Source organism: Streptomyces sp. NPDC059003, from assembly GCF_042740445.1.
Lineage (GTDB): Bacteria > Actinomycetota > Actinomycetes > Streptomycetales > Streptomycetaceae > Streptomyces.
In genome coordinates this window covers 1-2,639 of the sequence record NZ_JBHYJH010000403.1, presented here as the reverse complement: position 1 = coordinate 2,639, position 2,639 = coordinate 1, and the positions used below count along the sequence as shown (strand labels likewise).

At 68.1% G+C, this 2,639-nt stretch carries 3 protein-coding genes; 1 reads left to right on the top strand and 2 read right to left on the bottom strand.

Features of this window, described 5'->3' with window-relative positions; genetic code table 11:
- Positions 1 to 695: 695 nt before the first annotated feature.
- Together ACFWZ5_RS46075 and ACFWZ5_RS46070 are read right to left on the bottom strand one after the other, a co-directional pair.
- Positions 696 to 1,709: a hypothetical protein gene (locus tag ACFWZ5_RS46075; protein ID WP_384893235.1), complete on the bottom strand. Its 1,014-nt coding sequence runs from the start codon at positions 1,707 to 1,709 to the stop codon at positions 696 to 698.
- Positions 1,710 to 1,962: 253 nt separating this feature from the next.
- Positions 1,963 to 2,088: a hypothetical protein gene (locus ACFWZ5_RS46070; protein WP_384893233.1), complete on the bottom strand. Its 126-nt coding sequence runs from the start codon at positions 2,086 to 2,088 to the stop codon at positions 1,963 to 1,965.
- A gap of 31 nt (positions 2,089 to 2,119) precedes the next feature.
- Here ACFWZ5_RS46070 and ACFWZ5_RS46065 point away from each other — a divergent pair, with 31 nt between their 5' ends.
- A complete protein-coding gene (locus tag ACFWZ5_RS46065; RefSeq protein WP_384893230.1) occupies positions 2,120 to 2,302 on the top strand; it encodes a hypothetical protein in 183 nt (60 codons plus the stop codon).
- Positions 2,303 to 2,639: the final 337 nt, after the last annotated feature.

Genomic DNA, 2,639 nt, shown 5'->3' with positions numbered 1-2,639 from the left:
CCTGCACCGAGCCGGGAGATCACAGCCCTGAACGGGGCTTCTCAGACACCCACTAGGGACGAAGGTGTCGAGGCCTGGCGGAGGGGTCCGCTCACGGCCAACGCCACGAGCACACCGCCGTGGTGTGGAGAGTCCCTCCCGCGACGGGGCCGGGCAGCCCCGTCGTGGCGGAGCTGACAGCATGCCCTCGCCCACAGCGTCGGGGAATGATGCGGGCTGCTCACGCCGCCTGCTCGGCGGTGCTGACAAGCCGGGCCGTCATGGTGCCGGCCGGAGCTTGAGTCGTTCAGTTCTGCCGGGGCTGACTGCGGCGTACGCCGTCGTGTGCGTCCCAACGCTGCCGCCCACGCGGTCACGTCACGTATCAGGGATCAGCCCGTGGTGCTCGCTCCGACGCCGCTGCCGCCTCCCACCACGTGCTGAGCTCTGGCGGTCGGGCGCAGCCTGCGCACCGTGGCGAGAGCCCAGGATCGAGTCCGTCCCACGACAGGGCAGTGTCTGGGGCTGGTGCGTTGAGGGCTGCGGAAATCGGCGGATCGGAGGGTGTGGTGAAGGCCCATGACCTGCACAACTACTTTCTGTCGGGCTGGGCTCGGTGCCCTGCACGGATCATGCGGGTCTTTGGTTGACAGCCCTGGGCCGGTATGCGAAGGCCTTGTGTGGGCCTTCGCATACCGGCTGGCTGTCGAGGCGGGCTACGGTGTTGACGGCAGGGACGCGTGATGGCGGGCTCGTGCCGTTTGGAGCAGGGCCGCCATGTCTCCCCAGAACGTGCCGGTGGTGGGGAGCAGGATCTCCTCGCACGTCTCGGAGTCTTTCTCCAGGGGGAAGTGGTTGACGAACAGGCGCCTGTACTCGCTGATGAGCACCCCCGTGGTCTCGTGGACGGAGTCGTCGATGCTGATCTGGGAGCCGTCGGGCAGCGGGAGAGTGACGAACTCGGCTCCCGCTGAGCCGTCGGTGAATGCGTTCAGCCCGCTGGCGGTGCAGGCGCGCTTGAGGAGCTTGCCCAGGCAGGCTTCCCAGATGTCGTTGAAGTCGGTGCCGCGCTGAACTTCCGCCGCGTACAGGGCGGTCGCCTGTGCTGCCCACCGGGCGTCGTCGTGCGGATCGAGGTCGTGGTGGGTGGAGTCATACACGGTGGTCTGGCCGTGTCGGGCTACCCATCCGGCCGGTGCGGCCTGCTCGTGGCCGCTGCGGATGGGGGTCAGGTGCATCGTGGTGCAGTCCGGCAGGGCGAGGTGGATTCCTCCTGGGCTGGGGAGGGTTCCCAGTCCGTGTGCAGCCAGCGACTGACTGACCGTTGCGAGGTGGGCGGCCGCCCAGGCGGCGGGGATGATCAGAGCGAGGGCGTCGCGGTCCCATACATCGCATACGTCCCAGGGGAAGTCGCGCGTGATGACGACGCCCTGCTCGGGGCTGAGCCGGGTGGCGGCGCTTGCGCAGTGATTGCAGTGGTCGCCTCCCGTGAAGGTGGACGGTGCTGCTGGGAAGACGTCAGTGTAGTGATCGGCGTAGGTCGTGGTGGGGGCGGAAACTTCGAAGCAGGCCAGGACCAGGTCGCCGCCGCATATCTCCCGGGCCCGTACGAGGGCGGTGGGCGCGCGGTGAAGGTTGCCGGGCAGGGGCGGGTAGTCGGCGCCGGTGGGGCGCTTGAGGATTGTGACCGGGTGGCGCACGGGGTCGATCTCGAAGGTGTGGATGGACACGCGGGGTCTCCTTGGATGATTGGGGGGGCTCTCGTGGGCGCTGCGCGTGATGGGCGGGAGAGCTGGGTGCAGAAGCTACGGGACGATGTGTGTCAGCCCTGCCCCGTCTGAGCAGCGGAAACGCTGCGAGCCGCTGTGCGAGGGCCCTGCATGTGTGTTGTGTGCCGGACTCCATCGCACAGCGGCTCGCCATGCCGTGCTGGCGACGTGCCGCGCGGTGTTCATGACGGTGGTTGCGGGAGGGTTCGTGACGTTAGGACGTGGACGCGTTGCGGGCCCGTTCGATGACGCGGAACTCGGTGCCGTCCTCGCCTGTGAGGATCAGGCCTTTGCTCAGGTCGTTGGTACTGGAGATGGTGTCCACCTCGGCTGATGGCACGGTGCTTCAGGCGGTAGAGTTCTGCCAGGCGATGCGGAACCGCAGCGGCAAGTGGGTGCCGCTGACGTACACGGTCACCGCCGAGGACGGCACCAGGACGACGAAGACGGTGTCGGCGGAGTTCGCCTCGCAGATGTGGCAGCGCATCCTGTTCAGCAAGCACCAGCCGGAGAGGATCAACCGGCGGCACTTCGAGGTGTGCACGCTGTCGTAACTGGTCCAGGAGCTGCGGACCGGGGACGTGGCGGTGGTCGGCTCTCAGTCGTACGCTAGCCTGCAGAAGCAGCTGATGTCGTGGGCCGAGTGCGAGCCGCTGGTCGCCGAGTATTGCGGGCAAGCCGGGCTGCCCGCCACCGCGGGCGCGTTCACCGCGGCGCTGAAGCAGCAGCTGACGGCGGTGGCGGCGAAGCCGCGCTGGACCTGGAGGCGGAGATCCTGCGTCGGCTGCCGGAGTGGAGCCTGTTGGACGTGCTCGCCCGGTCCGCGTACTGGATTGAGACGTTGTCCTATGTGGTGAGGCGGAGTAGTCGCTTGTAGCAGCACAGGGCGGC

What these genes read in the sequence shown, in the direction of transcription:
- ACFWZ5_RS46065 (WP_384893230.1), top strand. Translation starts at nt 2,120, where the DNA reads ATGCGGAACCGCAGCGGCAAGTGGGTGCCGCTGACGTACACGGTCACC.